General features: G+C 68.6%; 18 protein-coding genes and 1 tRNA gene. 18 read left to right on the top strand and 1 reads right to left on the bottom strand.

From position 1 onward, the window contains the following. Positions 1-43 precede the first annotated feature (43 nt). The 15 genes from hppD (at position 44) to D1604_RS06120 (ending at position 15383) form a co-directional block, all read left to right on the top strand. Positions 44-1129, top strand: a complete 1086-nt coding sequence (gene hppD, locus D1604_RS06050) for a 4-hydroxyphenylpyruvate dioxygenase (protein ID WP_119412628.1) — start codon at positions 44-46, stop codon at positions 1127-1129. Next, entirely contained in the window at positions 1130-1315 is a 186-nt protein-coding gene (locus D1604_RS06055; RefSeq protein WP_024353787.1) for a hypothetical protein, read from the top strand. 54 nt (positions 1316-1369) lie between these two features. Beyond that, positions 1370-2455, top strand: a complete 1086-nt coding sequence (locus D1604_RS06060; RefSeq protein WP_119412629.1) for an isoaspartyl peptidase/L-asparaginase family protein — start codon at positions 1370-1372, stop codon at positions 2453-2455. A gap of 5 nt (positions 2456-2460) precedes the next feature. Beyond that, the gene (locus D1604_RS06065; RefSeq protein WP_119412630.1) at positions 2461-2937 is read left to right on the top strand and encodes a methyltransferase family protein; all 477 of its coding nucleotides are present in this window, start codon (positions 2461-2463) and stop codon (positions 2935-2937) included. After that, entirely contained in the window at positions 2928-3227 is a 300-nt protein-coding gene (locus D1604_RS06070; RefSeq protein WP_024353784.1) for a hypothetical protein, read from the top strand. The genes D1604_RS06065 and D1604_RS06070 overlap by 10 nt, the downstream gene beginning before the upstream one ends. A 59-nt stretch (positions 3228-3286) precedes the next feature. Next, positions 3287-4294, top strand: a complete 1008-nt coding sequence (locus D1604_RS06075; protein WP_119412631.1) for a fumarylacetoacetate hydrolase family protein — start codon at positions 3287-3289, stop codon at positions 4292-4294. A gap of 76 nt (positions 4295-4370) precedes the next feature. Beyond that, on the top strand, positions 4371-5225 hold the full coding sequence (locus D1604_RS06080; protein ID WP_147399882.1) for a hypothetical protein: 855 nt from the start codon (positions 4371-4373) through the stop codon (positions 5223-5225). Between the two features lie 72 nt (positions 5226-5297). Next, a tRNA-Leu gene (locus D1604_RS06085) sits at positions 5298-5382 on the top strand. A gap of 143 nt (positions 5383-5525) precedes the next feature. Continuing rightward, positions 5526-6086 (top strand): SbtR family transcriptional regulator, encoded by a 561-nt coding sequence (locus tag D1604_RS06090; protein ID WP_119412633.1) that lies wholly within the window; start codon positions 5526-5528, stop codon positions 6084-6086. After that, positions 6083-7783 carry an MFS transporter gene (locus tag D1604_RS06095; protein ID WP_119412634.1) on the top strand — a complete coding sequence of 567 codons (1701 nt, stop codon included), beginning with the start codon at positions 6083-6085 and terminating at the stop codon, positions 7781-7783. Before D1604_RS06090 ends, D1604_RS06095 begins: the two co-directional genes overlap by 4 nt. A gap of 13 nt (positions 7784-7796) precedes the next feature. After that, positions 7797-8918 (top strand): HlyD family secretion protein, encoded by a 1122-nt coding sequence (locus D1604_RS06100; protein WP_233551921.1) that lies wholly within the window; start codon positions 7797-7799, stop codon positions 8916-8918. 143 nt (positions 8919-9061) lie between these two features. Beyond that, positions 9062-10336, top strand: a complete 1275-nt coding sequence (locus tag D1604_RS06105) for a multidrug effflux MFS transporter (RefSeq protein ID WP_119412635.1) — start codon at positions 9062-9064, stop codon at positions 10334-10336. Between the two features lie 52 nt (positions 10337-10388). Beyond that, positions 10389-12365, top strand: coding sequence for a M1 family metallopeptidase (locus D1604_RS06110; protein ID WP_119412636.1), 1977 nt, complete (start codon positions 10389-10391; stop codon positions 12363-12365). 235 nt (positions 12366-12600) lie between these two features. Beyond that, a complete protein-coding gene (locus D1604_RS06115) occupies positions 12601-14268 on the top strand; it encodes an amidohydrolase (protein ID WP_119412637.1) in 1668 nt (555 codons plus the stop codon). Positions 14269-14411: 143 nt separating this feature from the next. Continuing rightward, positions 14412-15383 carry a complex I NDUFA9 subunit family protein gene (locus D1604_RS06120; RefSeq protein ID WP_119412638.1) on the top strand — a complete coding sequence of 324 codons (972 nt, stop codon included), beginning with the start codon at positions 14412-14414 and terminating at the stop codon, positions 15381-15383. Positions 15384-15458: 75 nt separating this feature from the next. Here D1604_RS06120 and D1604_RS06125 read toward each other — a convergent pair whose 3' ends face one another. Further along, positions 15459-16265 (bottom strand): undecaprenyl-diphosphate phosphatase, encoded by an 807-nt coding sequence (locus tag D1604_RS06125; RefSeq protein ID WP_024353774.1) that lies wholly within the window; start codon positions 16263-16265, stop codon positions 15459-15461. A 136-nt stretch (positions 16266-16401) separates the two neighbouring features. Here D1604_RS06125 and D1604_RS06130 point away from each other — a divergent pair, with 136 nt between their 5' ends. From D1604_RS06130 to queG, 3 genes are all read left to right on the top strand, one after another. Further along, positions 16402-17421: a cation diffusion facilitator family transporter gene (locus D1604_RS06130; RefSeq protein ID WP_119412765.1), complete on the top strand. Its 1020-nt coding sequence runs from the start codon at positions 16402-16404 to the stop codon at positions 17419-17421. A gap of 65 nt (positions 17422-17486) precedes the next feature. After that, positions 17487-18173, top strand: a complete 687-nt coding sequence (gene fzlA, locus D1604_RS06135) for an FtsZ-binding protein FzlA (protein WP_119412639.1) — start codon at positions 17487-17489, stop codon at positions 18171-18173. 25 nt (positions 18174-18198) lie between these two features. After that, on the top strand, positions 18199-19314 hold the full coding sequence (gene queG / locus D1604_RS06140) for a tRNA epoxyqueuosine(34) reductase QueG (protein ID WP_119412640.1): 1116 nt from the start codon (positions 18199-18201) through the stop codon (positions 19312-19314). The last annotated feature ends 2 nt before the right edge of the window (positions 19315-19316 follow it).

Raw genomic sequence — 19316 nt, forward strand, 5'->3', positions numbered from 1 at the left:
ACGGCCCCGGCCGCGCCAAACCATAAGAGAGAGGAGACGCGTCATGCAGGACGCCGCCAAACTCGACCAGGAAAACCCCCTCGGCGTCGACGGCTTCGAGTTCGTTGAATTCACCGGCCCCGCGCCCGAGGCGATGATTTCGCGTCTGGAGCTGATGGGCTTCACCCCCACCCATGTGAACCCGGCCAATGACGTGGTGCGCCTGAAACAGGGCGACATCACCATGCTGGTCCATCGAACGCCGAAAGCGCAGGCGGCGGACTTCGCCCGCGACCACGGCCCGTCGGCCAACGGCATGGCTTTCCGCGTCGCCGACGCCAAGGCGGCCTATGAAGGCGCGCTGGCGCGTGGCGCACGCGCAGCCGAGGGCGTGCACGGCGGGGCGCTGGCCAACGACTACCCCTATGTGCTGCAGGGCATCGGCGGCAGCCTGCTCTACGTCATCGACCAGTATGGCGAGACCGGCTCTCTCTATGACGCCTGGGACGAGATCGAGGGCTGGGAAGAGGCCGAGCGCAGAAACAGCGTCGGTCTGGAGATCCTGGACCACCTGACCCACAACGTCCGTCGCGGCGAGATGCGCACCTGGTCAGGCTTCTACAACTCGGTGTTCAACTTCGAGGAGCAGAAGTATTTCGACATCAAGGGCAAGGCGACGGGCCTGTTCTCCCAGGCGATGATCGCGCCCGACCGCGCCATCCGCATCCCGTTGAACGAGAGCCAGGACGAGAATTCCCAGATTGAGGAATTCATCCGCCGTTACAACGGCGAAGGCATCCAGCACATCGCCCTGACGACCGAGAACATCTTCGAGACGGTCGAAGCCATGCGCGCGCGCGGCGTCGACTTCCAGGACACCATCGAGACCTATTTCGAACTGATCGACAAACGCCTGCCGGGCCACGGCGAGGACGTGGAGCGGATGCGCAAGAACCGCATCCTGATCGACGGTTCGGACGAGGAAGGCCTGCTGCTGCAGATCTTCACCCAGGACACCTTCGGCCCGATCTTCTTCGAGATCATCCAGCGCAAGGGCAATGAAGGCTTCGGCAACGGCAACTTCCAGGCCCTGTTCGATTCGATCGAGCTGGACCAGATCCGTCGCGGCGTCATCAAGGTCGACGCCTAAATGCGGTTCCGACCGCCGCACTGGCTGCCCTGGCTCGGCCCGCTTCTGGCGGCCGGGGCCGGGGCGCTCGCGGGCGAATACTGGCTGGGGGGCGGGTTCTGGATGGTCCTGATCGCCGCCCTCGTCTGCGGCTTCGCCCCGATCCTGGCCCACCGGCTCTGGCGTCGCCTGCACCACAAGGCCTAGCTTTGCCCGCCTCCCCATTGCATGGGGATCAGACAGTACATTGGGGAGCCTGAAATGAAGTCCATCGCCTTCGCCGCTGCTGCGGCCGCCGCCGTCCTGGCCGCGCCTGCCCTCGCTCAGGAGGCGCCGACCTGGTCGCTGGCCATCCACGGCGGCGCGGGCGTGATCGAGCGCGCCCAGCTGAGCCCCGAGCGCGACGCGGCCTATCGCGCCGGTCTGCAAGCGGCGCTGGACGCCGGTTCGGCCGTGCTGGCGCGCGGCGGCTCCTCGCTCGACGCGGTTCAGGCCGCCGTCGAGGTGATGGAGGACAACCCCCTGTTCAACGCCGGGCGCGGCGCCGTCTTCACCTCGGCGGGCAAGAACGAACTGGACGCCGCCGTCATGGACGGCACGGACCTGAACGCCGGGGCCGTCGCGGGCCTGACCCGCACCCGCCACCCCATCGCCGCCGCCCGCGCGGTGATGGAGAAGTCACCCCACGTCATGCTGATAGGCGAGGGCGCCGAGACCTTCGCCCGCTCGGCGGGTCTGGAAGAGGTCGTCCCCGGCTTCTTCTTCACCGAAAGCCGCTGGCAGGCCCTGCTGAAGGCCCTGCGCGACGCCGGCCAGCCGCTGCCGCCGCGCCCGGAAGGCGCGCCGGCCGAACCGGCCCGTCTGGGTCCGGCCGCGCCCCTGGCCTTCAACCTGCATGAAGCCCCGCTGGACGAGCGCAAGTTCGGCACCGTCGGCGCCGTGGCGATGGACAGCCAGGGCCGCCTGGCCGCCGCCACCTCGACCGGCGGCATGACGGCCAAGCGCTGGGGCCGGGTCGGCGACGTGCCGGTCATCGGCGCCGGGACCTACGCCTCCAACGCCGACGGCTGCGCCGTCTCGGCGACGGGCTCGGGCGAATACTTCATCCGCGCCACCGTGGCCCGCGACATCTGCAGCCGCACCGCGACTGGCGCCTCCGTGCAACAGGCGGCCGACGCCGAGATCGCCGAGGTCGGCTCCATCGGCGGCGACGGCGGCGTCATCGTCATGGGCAAGGACGGCGTCCACGCCTTCTCGATGAACACCTCGGGCATGTATCGCGGCGCGGTGTCCTCGACCTCGCCCGCGCGCGTCGCCATCTACGGCGACGAAGAAGCCGCGCGTTGACGCCCATGAAGCCGGGTAGGGGCGATCATTCGGGCGTCGTCGTGCCGCCGCCCGCGATCTATTTCGCCTTCCTGTTCGGCGGCTGGGGGTTGGGCCAGTGGCTGGGCGAGCCGTCGCTTGGCCTTGCGACTGAGGTTCGGCGCGGCCTCGCCCTCGTGCTGATCCTGGGCGGCCTGCTGCTGGACGGGGCGGCGGCGGGCTATTTCCGCCGCCTGGGCACCCCGCCCGAACCGTGGAAGCCGACGACGGTTCTAGCCACCGGCGGCCTTTACCGCTTCAGCCGCAACCCCATCTATCTGGGGTTCGCCATCACCTATCTGGGACTGGCGATCGCGATGGACAGCCCGATTGCGCTGGGCCTGTTGATCCCCTGCCTGATCGTGGTCGACCGCTTCGTCATCGCCCGCGAGGAGCGCTATCTGTCCGCCCGTTTCGGCGCTGAATACGCCGCCTATCGCCAGAAGGTCCGTCGATGGCTGTAAGCCCTGAAACGCCCGAACCCCACGCCGACGAACTGTCGGAAATGGCGCTTGAGGAACTGGACGCGGCCTGCGCCCTGCGCTGGGTCGAGATGAAGGCGATCACCCCCTGGGGCGACACCTATGAGGGCATGGCCCCGTCCGGCCGCGAGGTCGAGGTCGAGCGCCGCTATCTGTGGGCGCATGACCCCGTCGGCGCCATCATCATCGAGGTCGAGGTCCGCGACCCGGCCAAACGCACCGGCGCCGAGGCGCGCGCCGTCATCAGCCCGCCGGGCGCTCAGACCGTGTGAGGCGCCTGCCGCCCTCGCGCAGACTTCCCTCCGCCCCTGCTTCGGATTAGCTTCAGCTCATGAAACTCGCCTCGCTCAAGCACGGCCGTGACGGCCGCCTCGTCGTCGTCTCCAACGACCTGAACTGGTTCACGGACGCCTTCCTGATCGCCCCGACGCTGCAGGCGGCGCTGGACGACTGGGAGCGGTGCGAGCCGCTACTGCGCGCCCTGGCCGAAAGCCTTGAGCATGAAGCCGTGCCGCGCGGCCGCTTCCGCGAGCACGAGGCCGCCGCCCCCCTGCCGCGCGCCTATCAGTGGGCCGACGGCTCGGCCTATGTGAATCACGTCGAGTTGGTGCGCAAAGCGCGCGGGGCCGAGATGCCCGAGAGCTTCTGGACCGATCCGCTGATGTATCAGGGCGGCTCCGACGGCTTCCTGTCGCCGCGCGACGCCATCCCGCTGAAGGACGAGGCCTGGGGTTGCGACCTGGAGGCCGAGATCGTGGTCGTCACCGGCGACGTGCCGCTCGGCGCCGGTCGCGACGAAGCTCTGGCCTCGATCCGCCTTGTCGGCCTGGTCAACGACATCTCGCTCCGCAATCTGATCCCCGGCGAACTGGCCAAGGGCTTCGGCTTTGTCCAGTCCAAGCCCGCCAGCGCCCTGTCGCCGGTCTTCGTCACGCCGGACGCCCTGGGCGAGCATTGGAATGACGGCAAGCTGTCCGGCGCCCTGCTGGTTCAGATCAATGGTCAGGATTTCGGCCGCGCCGACGCGGGCGTCGACATGACCTTCGACTTCGGGACCCTGATCGCCCACCTGGCCAAGACGCGCTCCTTAGGCGCCGGGACGGTCATCGGCTCGGGCACGGTGTCGAACAAGGACGCCGACGGCGGGCCCGGCAAGCCGGTGTCCGAAGGCGGCCTTGGCTACAGCTGCATCGCCGAAATCCGCACCGTCGAGACCATCCAGACCGGCGCGGCCAAGACCCCTTTCCTAAAACACGGCGACACCGTTCGCATCGAAATGCTGGACGACAAGAACCGCACCCTGTTCGGCGCCATCGAGCAGACCGTGGAGCCGGCCTGAGCGAACGCTGATCCGGTTGGGCTTGCGGCGAGCCGTGGAGCGGCTACCCTCTTGAGGCAGGGAGCGGAGAGGGCCGATGAGGACATGGGTGGTGCGCGGGTTAGCGGCGGCCGTGATGGGGTTGGCCGTCGCGGCAGCAGCGACGGCTCAGGACGCTGAAGACTGGGACCTGTTGGTTCAGCCCGAAGAACAGCTGACGGTGGCCTATACGCAGTTCGATAACGGACTTCTGCTGGCCGCACGTTGTCAACGCGGCGTCTATCAGGTCATGGTTGGCGGCTTGCCGGCGGCGAGTGCGGTCAAGGATTTCCATAAATCCAATCGGGTCCTGGTCATCGGCATCGGCGACAAGGACGCGGCCGAACAACGCTTTATGCTGGGCGCTGATCCCAGCGTCGCCTTCTCGGAATTGCCGGCGCCCCTGGCGCGCCAGATGCGCGAAGGCGGGACGATGACGATCACCGTGCCCGGCGGCGCCGAAGGTGGACGAAACCTGCGCTATCTGGTGAACTTGCCCGCGTCCAATGCTGCGATTGATCAGTCTTTGGCGGCGTGTGGGCGGCCTCTCGTCGACTCGCGCGATCAGCAATTGGAAGAGCTGGAAGTCGACGGTTTGCCGGTCAACCTGGCCTGGAAGCGTATTCCCCTGCCTGAATACCCCGAGGGTCGGACCTATACTGCGGGCTTCGCGGTCATCACCTGTCTCAGCCAGTCCGACGGGCGGGTTGGAGACTGCGTGGTAGAGACCGAATTTCCGACCAACGGCGGCTTCGGCGAGGCCGCCATACGAGGAGCGAGAAAAGGTCGACTGGAGAATCGCGGGGGCGGCGGCGAGCCGGTTCCGACGCGCCTGATTGCCTATCGGGTCTCTTACACCATGTCCGGCGGCGAGTTTTCGACAGGCAGCCGCATCCGCCGCAAAGACGAATGATGCGGCGCGGTGCGATCTTCGATTGACGGAGCCTTCGCCGTCGCTAGATTGCGCCGCCTTGAGCCAGGCCGTGCCGGTGTGGTGGAATTGGTAGACGCGCCGGACTCAAAATCCGGTTCCGCAAGGAGTGTCGGTTCGAGTCCGACCACCGGCACCACCGGCCCCTGAGCTGGTTCCCCAGAAAATCCGTCAGTTTGATCCGTCGCCAGAGCGTTCTCGCGGCGCAGCTTGCGCGCGACTTGCGCATTCAGGGGGGATTGCCACTTGAATAACCGGACACAAGTGTCCACTTAGCGCGCCATGACCCGTCCATTGCGACAAGACGCCGCAGAACGTCGTGAGAAGCTGCTTCTGGCGGCGGAGGCCGCCTTTGCGCGCGATGGACTGGATGCGCCGCTGCATCTGATCGCCGAGCAGGCGGGGGTCGGGCGGGCGACCCTGTATCGAAACTTCGCCGACCGCTCCGAACTGGCCCTGGCGGTCTTCCTGAAGCAGATCGACGGTCTGGCGAGACGCAGCCGCGCGCGGCTGGATGACCCCGACGTCTTCATCTGGTTCCTGGAGCAGATGACTGGGCTGATGCTGGACAGCGCGGGTCTGTCCAGCGCGATCCGCGATCTGAAGGACGAGGCTCTGGCCCCGATCCGGCAGGGGTTGAAGGCGGCCGGCGCCGAGGCTCTGGCCGTGTCCCAGGCGTCTGGGCGGGTGCGGCCGGACCTGAGCGTCGAGGATATCCGAGTCCTGGCCCTGATGCTGGGCGCCCCGTCGCGGACAGCGCCGGCGAAGGCGCGCGAGGCGCTCAGCCTGCGGTCCCTGGCCCTGGTGCTGGACGCGGTGCGGCCGCGCTGCGAGGCCGCATGAGCCGCCGTCACTGGGACCTGCCGTGGGAGGATTACCTCGCCACCCTGAAGCCGCACGAGCGGCCGGTTCTGCCCGGCTCGCCCGCGACGCCGGATCATACGACGCCCTGGCGGCTGGCCTACGCCTTCGTCGGGGTGCTGGTGGCCCTGACCGGCAGTCTGGGCAACGCCGCCGTGACGGCCGACCTGCCGCAACTGGCCGGGGCGCTGGGCGTGACCACGACGGAGGCGGCCTGGCTGCCCGTGGTCTTCGTCATGACCAACGCCTGCATGAACCTGCTGCTGGTCAAGTTCCGGATGCAGTACGGCCTGCGCCTGTTCACCGAGATCATCCTGGTTGTCTTCCTGGCCACGGCGGCGGCGCATCTGTTTCTGGAAGACTATGGCTCGACCCTGGTCGTGCGCGGCGTGGCCGGGATGGCGGCGGCGGGGATGTCGACCCTGGGCATCCTCTACATCATCCAGGCCTTTCCCGCGCAGCACCGGCTGAAGGGCATCATCATCGGCGTCGGCCTGTCCAGCCTGGCCATTCCCCTGGCGCGGCTGGGGGTGACGCGCCTGCTGGACCTTGATCAATGGCGGGCCTTCTACATGTTCGAACTGGGGCTGGTGCTGGTCGCCCTGCCCGCCGTCTTCGCCCTGAAGATGCCGCCGTCGCAGCGGGTGCGGGTATTCGAGACGCTGGACTTCGTCACCTTCGCCCTGTTCGCGCCGGGCGTGGCCCTGCTGACGGCCGTTCTGGGGCTGGGCCGCATCGTCTGGTGGACCGAGGCGGCGTGGATCGGCTGGGCTCTGGCAGGGGCGATCGTGCTGCTGACCGCCGCCGTGCTGATTGAATACAACCGGACCAATCCGCTGATCGACCTTAAGTGGCTGGCGGGCCGGGACCTGGTGCGGCTGCTGCTGGCCATCCTGCTGGTGCGGATCGTCCTGTCGGAACAGACGACCGGCGCGGTAGGCTTTCTGCAGCAGATGGGACTGGTCCCGCAGCAGATGCAGGGCCTGTTCCTGGTCATGCTGGCCGCCACGGCGGCGGGGACCCTGGTCAGCGCCTTCACCCTCAATCCGATGAAGCTGTGGAAGCCGATCTCGATCGCCCTGGTCATGATCGCCGTCGGCGCCTTCATCGACAGCCACGCCACCGTGCTGACGCGCCCGACCCAGCTCTATTTCAGCCAGGCGCTTCTGGCCTTCGCCGCCGCCTTCTTCATCGGCCCGACGATGATCCTGGGCTTCGGCAAGGTGCTGCAGGGCGGGGGCAAGAACATGGTCAGCTTCATCGTGCTGTTTTCGATCGGCCAGAACGTCGGCGGACTGATGGGCTCCGCCCTGGTCGGCACGATCCAGACCCTGCGCGAGAAGTTTCACTCCAGCCAACTGTCTGAGAGCATCGGCTTGGGCGATCCCGAGACCGTGCTGCGCTTGCAGCAACTGGGCGGCGCCTACGCCCACGTCATCGGCGACGCGGCCCAGCGTCAGGGCGCGGCCCTGGGCCTGCTGCAGCAGCAGGTCAGCCAGCAGGCCCAGGTGCTGGCCTACAACGACGTCTTCCTGCTGATCTCGGGGGCTGCCGCGATCGGCGCCGCCTGGGTCGCCCTGAACCACTATCGGCCGAAGCTGGAGGCGCGCCGCGCCGCCCGCCGGGCCCAGACGCAAGCCTCCGACGCCGCCGCCTCCGTCGCGACGGCTGTCGATTGAACCGGACCAGATCATGACTGACGCCGCCCCTCCGCCGTCCGCTCCCGCCGCGCCTCCTGCGCCCCCTCCGTCTGGGCCGTCCCCTGCCGCCCCGGCGCCGTCCAGCGGCCGCCGCGTGATGTGGAGCGTGGCCTTGATCGCCATGGCGCTGGTGGGGATCGGCCTGATCCTGCACGCCTGGGGCCTGCCGCCCTTCTCGGGCGGGCCGCAGACGACGGACAACGCCTATGTCCGCGGTCAGGTGACCATCATCAGCCCCCAGGTCAGCGGCTATGTCACCTCGGTCGAGGTGCAGGACTTCCAGACGGTGAAGCAGGGCCAGCTTCTGGCGACCATCGATGACCGCATCTATCGCCAGCGGCTGGAGCAGGCGCAGGCCTCCCTGCATTCGGCCGAGGCCGCGCTGGCCAACTCGGCCCAGAGCCAGGCTTCGGCGCGCGGATCGGTGGCCCAGACCCGCGCCTCGATCGCCGCCGCCCAGTCGGCTGTGACCAAGGCCCGCGCCGACGCCACGCGGGTTGGCGCCCTGTTCGAGGGCGGCTGGGTCGCCCAGGCTCAGGTCGACACAGCCCAGAACGCCCTGCGCGCCGCCGAGGCCCAGTTGGCGCAGGCCCGCGCCGCCGAGGACGTGGCCCAGACCGGCGTCACCTCGGCCGTGGTCAGCAAGGGCTCGCTGGAGGCCGCCGTCGAAAACGCCCGCGCCCAGGTGCGTCTGGCGCAGATCGATCTCGACAATACCCGCATCGAGGCTCCGCGCGACGGACGGCTGGGCGAGGTGACGGTGCGCCAGGGCCAGCAGGCGGCGGTCGGCACGCAGTTCATGGCGCTGGTCCCCGACGTGGTCTGGGTCACGGCCAATATGAAGGAGACGCAGATGCGCGACGTGCGCGTCGGCCAGCCGGTCGAGATCACCGTCGACGCCCTGGGCGGACGCGTCCTGACGGGCAAGGTCGAGCGCATCTCGCCCGCCACCGGCTCCGAGTTCAGCGTCATCCGCCCCGACAACGCCACCGGCAACTTCACCAAGGTGGCCCAGCGCATCCCTGTCCGCATCGCCGTCGATCCGGGGCAGGAGGGGGTGGAGCGGCTGTCGCCCGGCATGTCGGTGACGGCGCGGATCAAGGTGAAGGCGTAGGGTTTCGATTCTAATCCCACTCATCCCGGCGTGCGTGGAATCAGCGACGAAAAGGGGGAGTACGTCTCGCCGTATTTGCTGCGGTGCAAAAACTTCATCGCTTCGGGCTTGCGTCAGCCTGACGCAGGCCGCATCTGGACCTGATGAACAGAGCCCCGACCCCGTCCTCCGTGATCGAGGCCCCGCCGGCGCCCTCCAAGGGGCCGGGCTTCGCTGAATTCGTCTGCCTGATCGCTGTGATGATGGCGCTGAACGCTCTGGCGATCGACGCCATGCTGCCGGCCTTGCCCCACATCGGCGAGGATCTGGGCGTGACCAATGAAAACAGCCGCCAGTGGGTGATCACCGCCTATCTGCTCGGCTTCGGCGTGGCTCAGCTGTTCTATGGGCCGCTGTCGGACCGCTATGGGCGGCGCCCGGTCCTGTTTGCGGGCATCGGCATCTATGTCGTCTTCAGCATTCTGGCGGCCTTCGCCCATACGTTCGACATGCTGATCCTGTCGCGGATCGGCATGGGGATCGGCGCGGCGGCGACGCGGGTGCTGGCCGTTTCCATCGTGCGCGACCGCTATGTCGGACGGACGATGGCGCGCGTCATGTCGCTCAGCTTCCTGGTCTTTCTGGGCGTGCCGATCATTGCGCCCGCGATGGGGCAACTCGTCATGCTGGTGGCGCCCTGGCCGTGGATCTTCGGCGTCTTCGCCCTTTCGGGCGGGGCTTTCCTGATCTGGGCGGCCCTGCGTCTGCCCGAGACCCTGCACGCCGAGGACCGGATGCCGATCGACGTCAGCCGGATCGCCGCCGCCTTCCGCTTCGCCTTCACCAGCCGTCAGGGCATGGGTTACACCCTGGCCATGACGGTCATCAGCGGGGCGCTGTTCGGCTTCATCAACTCCTCGCAGCAGATCTTCTTCGACGTGTTCAAGGCGCCCGGCCTGTTCCCGGTGGTCTTCGCCCTGGTGGCGGCGGGCATCGCCGTGGCCTCGATCCTGAACGCGCGTCTGGTCGAGAAGCTGGGCTCGCGCCTGATCGCCCACGCGGCCCTGTTCGGCTTCATCGGCTTTAGCGCCCTGCACGCCCTCATCGCCTGGCTGGGCTATGACAGCCTGTGGATGTTCGCCGTCATGCAGGCCTGCAAGATGTTCTGCTTCGGCTTCATCGCCGGCAATTTCGGCGCGATGGCGATGGAGCCGATGGGCCATATCGCCGGCACGGCCTCCTCGGCCCAGGGCTTCATCTCCTCCATCGGCGGCGCCCTGCTGGGCTTCGCCATCGGCCAGCAGTTCGACGGCACGACGGTGCCGATGACGGTCGGCTTCGCCCTGCTGGGCGTGGCGGCTCTGGCGCTGGTTCTGGCGGCCGAGCAGGGGCGGCTGTTCAAGGCCCGCCATCTGCCGCCGGTTGCAGCCGAGACTTGATCTTTCGAGCGCGAGGGAGCCTCTTCGGGCGCATCTGAATACGGAGCGTTCGATGACCCTGAAGCTGGTCGGGCGGGTTTCCGCCCTCGCTATAGCCGCCGCCCTCGCCACATCCCTGGGCGCCTGCGCCACGACCGGAGACGCCGTGCCGATGACGCCTCTGGTTCCCGCCGCCCCCGTCCCTACAGCGGTCCCGGCGACCGCTTACGTCAACGACCCGCACTCCTGGGCCCGTCCGGCCGAGGCGCGGGTGACGCACGTCGACCTGGACCTGACCGCCGACTTCGCCGCCAAGACCCTGTCGGGCAAGGCCACGCTGGACGTGACCGGCCGTCCCGGCGCGACCGAGGTGGTGCTGGACGCCAAGATGCTGGACATCAAGGGCGTGACCGACGCTCAAGGCCGTCCGCTGGAATGGAGCCTGGGTGCCGCGGACCCGATCAAGGGACAGCCTCTCAGCGTGCGCCTCCCCGCCTTCCAGGGCGATGAGGGGCAGAAGATCGTCGTCGCCTATGCCACCCGCCCCGACGCCTCGGCCCTGCAATGGCTCAGCCCGCAGCAGACGGCGGGCGGCCAGAAACCCTATCTGTTCAGCCAGGGGCAGGCGATCCTGACCCGCACCTGGATTCCGACCCAGGACAGCCCCGGTATCCGCCAGACCTACAGCGCGCGCATCGTGGCGCCGTCAGACCTGACCGTGGTCATGTCCGCCGAGCATCTGACCCCGAACGGCGAGGCGGCGGGCGAAAGGCTAAAGGCCTGGCGCTTCAAGCTGGATCAGCCCATCCCGCCCTATCTGATCGCCATCGGAGCAGGCGACCTCGCCTTCGCCGCCTTCGACGTACGCACCGGCGTCTGGACCGAGCCGAGCCGATTGCAGGCCGCGCAATGGGAGCTGGAGCCGACGGCCAAGATGGTCGATGCGGCCGAGGCCCTGTACGGCCCCTATCGTTGGGGCCGGTATGACCTGCTGGTGCTGCCGCCCAGCTTCCCGTTCGGCGGGATGGAGAACCCGCGCCTGACCTTCGCCACCCCGACCATCATCGCCGGCGACCGGTCGCTGGTATCGCTCGTGGCGCACGAACTGGCGCACTCCTGGTCCGGCAATCTGGTGACGAACGCCACCTGGGCCGACATCTGGCTGAACGAGGGCACGACCACCTATTTCGAGAACCGCATCATGGAGGCGCTGTACGGCCGCGAGCGCGCCCTGCAGGAACAGGCCCTGGCCTGGAACGATCTGGTCGCCGAGATCGCCGTCACCGATCCGGGCGACACCCGCCTGCATCTGGACCTGACCGGGCGCGACCCGGACGACGGCCTGTCGGGCATTCCCTATGACAAGGGCGCGGCCTTCCTGCGCACCATCGAACGCATTGTCGGGCGCGAGACGTTCGACGCCTGGCTGCGCGGCTATTTCGACCGCCATGCCTTCCAGCCCATGACCGACGTGGGCTTCCTGAAGGACATCCGCGAGAATCTGGTCAAGGGCGACGCCCGTCTGGAAGCCGAGCTTCAGCTGGAGAACTGGATCTATCAGCCGGGCCTGCCGTCCAACGCCCAGGCGCCGGTGTCGCACGCCTTCGAAGCCGTGGACGCGGCGGCCGAGGCCTTCTACGTCGCCAAGGGCCCGGCCTCGGCCGCGCCGTGGAAGGACTGGAACACCCAGCAGCGCCTGCGCTTCCTGTCATGGCGTCCGCAGGGGCTGGCGGCGGGGGTCGACTGGCTGACCCCGGCGCAGTTGGCCGATCTGGAAAGCACGCTGAAGCTGGACAGCGAAGGCAACGCCGAACTGACCTTCGCCTGGCTGCAGGCGGCCCTGGCCAACCGTTATGAGCCCGCGGTGGCGACGGCCGAGCGCTTCCTGACCAGTCAGGGCCGGCGCAAATTCGTCCTGCCGCTGTTCCAGACCCTGTGGGCCGAAGGCGACTGGGGCCGCCTCATCGCCACGCGCATCTACGCCGAAGCGCGACCGCTGTATCACCCGGTGACGAGCAACTCCGTCGATCAGGTGGTGGGGCGGCCGTAAGAGGCCTTCCACTTCCGTCATCCTCCGACAAGCCGCCTAGCGGCGCCGATCGGGGGACCCAGCGGCGCCGAAGACGATCTTCGAGGCAAGCGGCGCGCGTGGATTTTTCGCGCTCACGCGCGCCGCTGGGTCCTCCCGTCGTCGCTTCGCTCCGCCGGAGGACGACGGAGGCGACACTGGATCGCTTGACGCCAAGCTCGGCTGAGGCTCCCCTGCGCCGCGACTGGAGGCGCTGATGATCCGAACCCTGAATACGACCCTGCCGCTGGCGGTTGTGCTGTTGCTGGCCGCAGCGCCCGCAGCCTACGCCCAGAACCTGTTGATCCGGGGCGGGACCATCCATACCGGCGTTGAGGCTCAGCCGACCGCCGAGGTCGTGGTCGTGCGCGACGGGCGCATCGCCTATGTCGGTCCAGCGGACGGCGCGCCTTCGGCCGAGGGGCTAGAGGCGGTCGATCTGAAAGGGGCGACGCTGTTTCCCGGCTTCACCGACGGCCACGTCCATCTGGACGGCATCGGCTGGCGCGAGATGACGCTGAACCTGGAAGGCTCGGCCTCGGTCGTCGAGGCCATGGCGAGGCTCAGCGCCTGGTCCGAGGCCCACCCCGACGGCGTCATCGTCGGGCGCGGCTGGATCGAGACCCACTGGCCCGAAAAACGCTTCCTGACCGCCGCTGATCTGGACGCCGCCGCGCCGGGGCGGGTGGTGGTGCTGAGCCGGGCCGACGGCCATGCGCGGGCGGTGTCCAGCGCGGCCCTGGCCGCGGCCGGGATCGATGCGACGACGCCGGCCCCTTCGGGCGGTGAAATCCTTAAAGGCGCGGACGGACAGCCGACCGGCCTGCTGGTCGACGGGGCCATGACCCTGCTCGAAGGCCTGGCGCCCGAGGCCGATGCAACGGCGACGCGCGAAGCCTATCGCGCCGGGTTCAACGTCTACGCCCGCTACGGCTGGACCGGCGTCCACTTCATGAGCGCGCCGTGGAAGGACGTGCCTCTGCTGGAGGCGATGGCCGAGGCGGGCGAGGCGCCCCTGCGGGTCTATAACAGCATCGACATGGGCGACGCGCGCGCCCTGATGGCGGGCGGGCCGCGCGACGCGGGCGACGGGCGCATCATCACCCGGGCGATCAAATTCTACGCCGACGGCGCCCTGGGTTCGCGCGGGGCCAAGCTGTTCGAGCCCTATTCAGACCGGCCCGACACGTCCGGCCTGATGCTGGCTTCGCGCGAAGAGGTCATGCCGCTGTATCAGGAGGCGCTGCGGACCGGCATCCAGATCGCCACCCACGCCATCGGCGATCAGGGCAATCACGACGTCGCCGCCTGGTATGAAGAGGCCCTGCGCTCGACGCCCAAGGCCGAGTGGAAGCTTGCCGACCCGCGCTGGCGCATCGAGCACGCCCAGATCATCCGGCCGCGCGACTATCACTATTTCAACGACCTGCCGATCATCGCCTCCATGCAGCCCAGCCATGCCATCGGCGACCTGCATTTCGCCGCCGAGCGTCTGGGCGACGCGCGGCTGGACGGGGCCTACGCTTGGCATACGCTGGTGGAACGCGGCGTGATCGTGGTCGGCGGCTCGGACGCGCCGGTCGAGCGCGGCGACCCGCTGATCGAGTTCTACGCCGCCGTGGCGCGCCGCGACCTGAACGGCTTCCAGGGACCGGACTGGCGCCCGGACGAGGCGGTGGACCGGGCGACGGCGCTGAAGATGTTCACCCTGTGGCCCGCCTACGCCAGCTTCCGCGAGAATGAGCTGGGCACCATCGAGGTCGGCAAGCGCGGCGACTTCACCGCCTTCGACATCGACCTGATGACCGTCCCCGCCGCCGACATTCCCAAGGGCCGGGCCGTGCTGACGGTGGTCGACGGACAGATCGTCCAACGGGCGGATTGAGGGGGCGGACTGAGGGGGCCGATTGATCAGACGGAATCCCGCCCTTCTCGTTGCGGGGCGGGGCCGCTTCGGTTAAGCCCCGCGCATAGGATTTTATCTCCGGCCGGGTCTGCGGCCGGGGCTTGGCGTTTGGAGCGTCTGAGATGGCTGATTTCGCCCCCGGTCTGGTCACTGTATTCGGAGGCTCGGGCTTCATCGGGACCCAGGTCGTGCGCGCCCTGGCCCGTCGCGGCTGGCGCGTGCGCGTCGCGGCGCGCAACGCCAAGAGCGCGCCCGTGCTGCACATGGCCGGCGACGTCGGCCAGGTTCAGGTCGTCCGCTGCGACATCACCGACAAGGCGGCCGTCGCCGAGGCCGTGCGCGGCGCCGACGCCGTCATCAATCTGGTGGGCATCCTGTTCGAGACCGGCGGCCGCAAGTTCCAGACCCTGCACGTCGAGGGCGCGACCAACGTCGCCGAGGCTGCGGCGGCGGCGGGCGTCCAGCGCCTGACCCACATCTCGGCCCTCGGCGCCGATGCGCACGGCAAGGCTGACTACGCCCGCACCAAGGGCGAGGCCGAGGTCGCCGTGCGCGCCGCCTTCCCCGGCGCCGTGATCGTGCGCCCGTCGATCGTCTTCGGCTCGGGCGACCAGTTCCTGAACCGCTTCGCCGCCATGGCCAGCTGGTCGCCGGTCCTGCCGCTGATCGGCGGCGGCCAGACCAAGTTCCAGCCGGTCTATGTCGCCGACGCCGCCGAGGCCATCGCCCGCGCCACCGTCGCCCCCGAGGCTGTGGGCGAGACCTATGAGCTGGGCGGTCCGTCGGTCTGGACCTTTGAGGACATCCTGAAGTTCATCCTGCGCGAAACCAACCGCAGGAACATCCTGCTGCCGCTGCCCTTCCCGGTGGCCCGCATGATCGGCTCGCTGGCCCAGATCCCGGCCATGATCGGCCTGGCTCCGGCCCTGACCAAGGATCAGGTCGTGCTGCTGGAGAGTGACAACATCGTGTCGCCGGGCGCCAAGGGCCTGGCCGACCTGGGCGTCGAGGCTTCGGGCCTCGAGGCTATCGCCCCGGCCTATCTGTGGCGCTATCGCGCTGGCGGCCAATACGCTGAAAATCCCGCCGCCTGATCTCAGGGACGGCTCAAGAAAAACCCCTCGGGACCGGCGTCCCGAGGGGTTTTTGCTGTGCGCTGGGCGATGGCCTTACAGCGCCCCCGTCGCCGCCAGGCCGATGATGCCGACGACGCCGACCGCGATCCGCCACCAGGCGAAGGGGCCGAAGCCGCGCTTGGACACGAAGTCGAGCAGGAAACGCACCACGGCCAGGGCCGAGATGAAGGCGGCGACGAAGCCGATGGCGATCAGGCCCAGATCGCTGAAGTCCAGAACGTCGCGGTTCTTGAACAGGTCATAGGCCACCGCCGCCCCCATGGTCGGCAGGGCCAGGAAGAAGCTGAACTCGGCCGCCGACCGCTTGTCCGTCCCCAGCAGCAGCCCCCCGGCGATGGTGGCGCCCGAGCGCGAGACGCCGGGGATCATGGCCAGACACTGGAACAGGCCGATCAGGAAATAGACCCGGAACGGATAGCGATCCGCGTCCAGATAGGCCGGAATCTTGTTCATCCGGTCCAGCCACAGCAGCAGCACTCCGCCGACGATCAGGGCGATGCAGATGATCAGCGGCGTCTCGAACAGCACCGTCTTGATGAAGCCATAGGCCAGAAAGCCGATCACCACGGCGGGAAGGAAGGCGACCAGCAGGCCGATCAGAAAGCGTCGCGCCTCGGCATCGAACGGCCAGCGCGTCGCCAGCGTCCACAGCCGTTTGAAATAGATGCTGATGATGGCCAGCAGGGCGCCCAGCTGGATGACGATTTCAAACGTCTTGCCGGTGCTTTCAAAGCCGAGGAAATGCCCCAGCAGCAGCAGATGACCGGTGGACGACACCGGAATGAACTCGGTCAATCCTTCGACCAGACCCAGAAGGATCGCCGTCAGCCAGTCCGCCATGAATGCTCCGTCTCGGTTTTCAGGTCCGGGGGTCAGGCGCGCCGCGCCCTGCGGCGTCGCGTCCGCCCTTCCATAGCGCCCCGGCCTTCTCGCCGCCATTGGCGCGGGCGCGGTTTTGGGCGACAAGGGCGAGGAAATGACCGTCTCCCCCCTCGACGCCGCAAATGAGACCACCCGCCGGATCACCACCTTGTCGGTGGCGACGGCGGTTCTGCTGATCGTCATGAAGGCCTTCGCCCTGGGGGCGTCAGGCTCGGTCTCCATCCTGGCCAGTCTGGCGGATTCGACGCTGGACCTGATCGCGTCGCTGGCGACCTTCTTCGCCGTGCGCTGGGCGGCCCTGCCGCCGGACGACGCGCACCGCTATGGCCACGGCAAGGCGGAGGGGCTGGCCTCTCTGGTGCAGGCGGGCATGGTGCTGGCGTCCAGCGTCTTCATCGGCTGGGAGGCTGTGCAGCGCATCTTCGACCCGCGCCCCGTCACCTCGGGCGGCTGGGCGATCGGCGTGGTCGTCCTGTCCATCGCCATAACGTCCGCCCTGGTGTGGATGCAGACGCAGGCGGTGAAGAAGACCGGCTCCCTGGCGGTGGCGGGCGACCGCGCCCACTACGCCGCCGACCTGGCCTCCAACGTCGTGGTGCTGATCGGCGTGGTCTCCGGCTCCCTGCTCAAGGCGCCCGGACTGGACGCGGCGGCGGGTCTGGTGGTCGCGGTCTGGCTGGCCTGGGGGGCGCTGAATCTGTTGAGGGGCGCAGCCGATCACCTGCTGGACCGCGCCGCTTCGGACGAGGACCGCGCCGCCATCGTCGCGGCGGTGACTGAGGACGCCCGCATCGCCAACGTCCACCAACTTCGCACCCGCATGGCCGGCCAGGCGCTGATGGTGCAGATGCACGTCGACCTGGAGCCTGATCTCAGCCTGAAGGCCGCGCACGATATCACCCTGGACGCGGAGAAACGGGTGCTGAAGGCGTTTCCTCGCGCCGACATCATGATCCACGCCGATCCGCGCGGCGCCGCCGAACCGCACGGCGGCCCCTTGGCTTCGGCGCGGCCGACGGGACCGGAGCCGGTCAAGGCTGAAGCCAACGCGCCCCAACCGGATCAGCGCGACGCCCCGGACGCGCCCTCGAACCGGGTCGGCCCCTGGTCCTGAGGCCCTGCGGCAATCGCGCGCGGTAAACGGAGCCTTAACGGGCGCGGGCGCATTGAAGGCGGACGATGTCCACGCCCGCCGTCCTGTATCATTTCGCCTTTCATCCGGCTTCGCGCACGGCGCGGCTGGCGCTGGGCGAGGCCAAGGTCGAGTACGCCGAGGAGCCGGTCCGGCCGTGGGAGGGCGACTGCCCGCTGTTCGAGCTGAATCCCTCGGGCATGCCGCCGGTCCTGAGCATGACCGAGAAGGGCAGGGGCCTGACCCTGTGCGAACAGGACGCCATCCTCGGCTGGCTGGAAGACCGCGCCAAGGGCGATTTCCTGCTGCCGTCCGACATGGCCGAGCGGGCCGAGGCGCGCCGTCTGGCGACCTGGTTCAGCCGCCGTTTCACCGATGAGGTCGACGCCGTCCTGCTGCATGAGCGGATGGAGAAGCCGTTGCTGCGCATGGGGCCGCCCGACGCCCGGATGCTGCGCGAGGGCCGCGAATTCCTGAAGGGCCACCTGACGGTTCTGGAGCCGCTGGCGGCCGGCCGCGAATGGCTGGCGGGTCGCCGTCTCAGTCAGGCCGACCTGATCGCGGCGGGCCATCTGTCGGTGCTGGACTATTTCGGCGAGATCGCCTGGGCGTCCTGGCCCTCGCTGAAGCTGTGGTACTCTAAGCTGAAGTCGCGCCCCTGTTTCCGCCCCCTGCTGGGTGACCGCTTCCCCGGCGTCCACCCCGCGCCCTGGTACGCCGACCTCGACTTCTGAGGGCCGGGAGGGCTAAAGCGCCCTCATGGCGGCCGATCCCCGCATCTTCATCCGACAGCGCGCCGCCGAACTGGGCTTCGGCGTGTGCCGCTTCGCCTCGGCCAGCGAGCCGTGGAGCGCGGGCGAGCGGTTGGCCTATTTCGTCGATGCCGGCCGCCACGGCGACATGGGCTGGATGGAGACGACGCTGGAGCGCCGCGCCCACCCCACCGCCATGTGGGACGGCGCTCGGACCGCCATCGTCCTGGGCATGAACTACGGCCCCGACGAAGATCCTCGGCCTGAGCTGGAGGAGGCGTCGGCGGGCTATATCTCCGTCTATGCGCGCGGCGACGACTATCATGAGGTGATCAAGGGGCGGCTGAAGATCCTGGCCGGTCAGATCGCTGCGCGGCTCAAGCAGGAGGTCAAGGTCTTCGTCGACACAGCCCCCCTGATGGAGAAGCCGCTGGCCCAGCGCGCAGGCCTGGGCTGGCAGGGCAAGCACACCAACCTGCTCAGCCGCACCCACGGAAACTGGCTGTTTCTGGGCACGATCCTGACCGCCGCCGAAATCGAGCCGGACGAGGCCGAGACCGAGCACTGCGGCCGCTGCACCGCCTGTCTGGACGCCTGTCCTACCAGGGCTTTTCCGGCGCCGTTCCAGATCGACGCCCGACGCTGCATCTCCTATCTGACTATTGAGTATGCGGGCGCCTGGCCGCGCGAGTTCCGCATCGCCACCGGCAACCGCATCTATGGCTGCGACGACTGTCTGGCCGCCTGTCCGTGGAACAAGTTTGCGCAAAGCGCATCGGAGGCCCGGCTGCAGGCGCGCGATGCGCTGAAGTCGCCGCCGCTGACGGACCTGCTGGCGCTGGACGACCCCGCCTTCCGCGCCCTGTTCACCAAGAGCCCGGTCAAGCGCATCGGCCGCGACCGCTTCATCCGCAACGCCCTCTATGCGGCGGGCAATTCCGGGGACGCCCTGCTGATCGCGCCGGTCGAGGCCCTGCTGGACGATCCCGCCCCCGTGGTGCGCGGCGCGGCGATCTGGGCGCTGGCGCGTCTGTCGCCGGAACGGTTCGCGACCGAGCGCGCGGCGCGGCTGGCGCATGAAACAGACGAAGAGGTTAAACAGGAATGGTCCTTCTCCCCTTGAGG

The sequence above is a fragment of the Brevundimonas sp. LPMIX5 genome, assembly GCF_003576505.1.
Classification (GTDB): Bacteria; Pseudomonadota; Alphaproteobacteria; order Caulobacterales; family Caulobacteraceae; genus Brevundimonas; species Brevundimonas naejangsanensis.

What these genes read in the sequence shown, in the direction of transcription:
- D1604_RS06055 (WP_024353787.1), top strand. Translation starts at nt 1,130, where the DNA reads ATGCGGTTCCGACCGCCGCACTGGCTGCCCTGGCTCGGCCCGCTTCTG.
- D1604_RS06065 (WP_119412630.1), top strand. Translation starts at nt 2,461, where the DNA reads ATGAAGCCGGGTAGGGGCGATCATTCGGGCGTCGTCGTGCCGCCGCCC.
- D1604_RS06120 (WP_119412638.1), top strand. Translation starts at nt 14,412, where the DNA reads ATGGCTGATTTCGCCCCCGGTCTGGTCACTGTATTCGGAGGCTCGGGC.
- D1604_RS06095 (WP_119412634.1), top strand. Translation starts at nt 6,083, where the DNA reads ATGAGCCGCCGTCACTGGGACCTGCCGTGGGAGGATTACCTCGCCACC.
- D1604_RS06060 (WP_119412629.1), top strand. Translation starts at nt 1,370, where the DNA reads ATGAAGTCCATCGCCTTCGCCGCTGCTGCGGCCGCCGCCGTCCTGGCC.
- queG (WP_119412640.1), top strand. Translation starts at nt 18,199, where the DNA reads ATGGCGGCCGATCCCCGCATCTTCATCCGACAGCGCGCCGCCGAACTG.
- D1604_RS06075 (WP_119412631.1), top strand. Translation starts at nt 3,287, where the DNA reads ATGAAACTCGCCTCGCTCAAGCACGGCCGTGACGGCCGCCTCGTCGTC.
- D1604_RS06080 (WP_147399882.1), top strand. Translation starts at nt 4,371, where the DNA reads ATGAGGACATGGGTGGTGCGCGGGTTAGCGGCGGCCGTGATGGGGTTG.
- D1604_RS06125 (WP_024353774.1), bottom strand. Translation starts at nt 16,265, where the DNA reads ATGGCGGACTGGCTGACGGCGATCCTTCTGGGTCTGGTCGAAGGATTG.
- D1604_RS06110 (WP_119412636.1), top strand. Translation starts at nt 10,389, where the DNA reads ATGACCCTGAAGCTGGTCGGGCGGGTTTCCGCCCTCGCTATAGCCGCC.
- D1604_RS06090 (WP_119412633.1), top strand. Translation starts at nt 5,526, where the DNA reads ATGACCCGTCCATTGCGACAAGACGCCGCAGAACGTCGTGAGAAGCTG.
- fzlA (WP_119412639.1), top strand. Translation starts at nt 17,487, where the DNA reads ATGTCCACGCCCGCCGTCCTGTATCATTTCGCCTTTCATCCGGCTTCG.
- D1604_RS06130 (WP_119412765.1), top strand. Translation starts at nt 16,402, where the DNA reads ATGACCGTCTCCCCCCTCGACGCCGCAAATGAGACCACCCGCCGGATC.
- D1604_RS06070 (WP_024353784.1), top strand. Translation starts at nt 2,928, where the DNA reads ATGGCTGTAAGCCCTGAAACGCCCGAACCCCACGCCGACGAACTGTCG.
- D1604_RS06100 (WP_233551921.1), top strand. Translation starts at nt 7,797, where the DNA reads ATGACTGACGCCGCCCCTCCGCCGTCCGCTCCCGCCGCGCCTCCTGCG.
- hppD (WP_119412628.1), top strand. Translation starts at nt 44, where the DNA reads ATGCAGGACGCCGCCAAACTCGACCAGGAAAACCCCCTCGGCGTCGAC.
- D1604_RS06115 (WP_119412637.1), top strand. Translation starts at nt 12,601, where the DNA reads ATGATCCGAACCCTGAATACGACCCTGCCGCTGGCGGTTGTGCTGTTG.
- D1604_RS06105 (WP_119412635.1), top strand. Translation starts at nt 9,062, where the DNA reads ATGAACAGAGCCCCGACCCCGTCCTCCGTGATCGAGGCCCCGCCGGCG.